The 655-nt window shown below is 27.6% G+C and carries 1 protein-coding gene; it reads left to right on the top strand.

Annotated features, from left to right (window positions below):
• Window positions 1-182 precede the first annotated feature (182 nt).
• Window positions 183-572, top strand: a complete 390-nt coding sequence (locus tag KPL38_RS19450) for a hypothetical protein (RefSeq protein ID WP_216290774.1) — start codon at window positions 183-185, stop codon at window positions 570-572.
• Window positions 573-655: the final 83 nt, after the last annotated feature.

The raw sequence follows: 655 nt of genomic DNA, 5'->3' as shown, positions 1-655 counted from the left end.
CCATAGTGATTATCCTCCTGTGTGTTTTAGTTTAGGCGATTAAAGCATAACACAGAATTAATCCACTATGGATTTCTTATTGGTTCAACTTCATTTTACAACAGGTCATTTGAATTAAATTATAAAGAAGTTAAAAGAGTATTGAATAAATATAATTAATTAGTAAAAAGGCGGGATTATAAATGACTAAAAGTATAATTGAAATATCAAAAATTGCAGCGAACTGGTGGGCAAATGTAATAATTAATCCTGAATTTGATAATGGTGACGATAGTAAAACAGGAGCTGTTGAAAACAGAAATCAAAAAATGGAAATTAAAGAAGTATCAGATAATACTAAAGTTAAATTCTTTGAACATTTGTCAAAAGCCATTGAATCAAAACTAATATTAAAATCTCAAGCTATAAATATAAGAGTTGATTATAGTCCAGATAAAATGTTAGTAGAATCGGCTGAATATGCAGAGTTACCTATATCAAACTTTCCTATAAAAACTACAATGTGGATTTCAACTAACCACATAGCCGTGTCTTATGGATATACTGTTGATTTACACTTTATCTTATCCTAACATTTACAAATTAATTTATCCATTCAAATAACTAAACTGCACATTCATTTATCCAATCTACAAAATAATTTAACCAGACTTTA

Source organism: Clostridium psychrophilum (assembly GCF_018861705.1).
GTDB lineage: Bacteria > Bacillota > Clostridia > Clostridiales > Clostridiaceae > Clostridium_AD > Clostridium_AD psychrophilum.
Note: the sequence above shows the minus strand (reverse complement) of the source record. Positions and strands in the feature narration are given on the sequence as shown.

Excerpts from the sequence above, each read along its gene's own strand:
- KPL38_RS19450 (WP_216290774.1), top strand. The coding sequence starts at position 183 with ATGACTAAAAGTATAATTGAAATATCAAAAATTGCAGCGAACTGGTGG.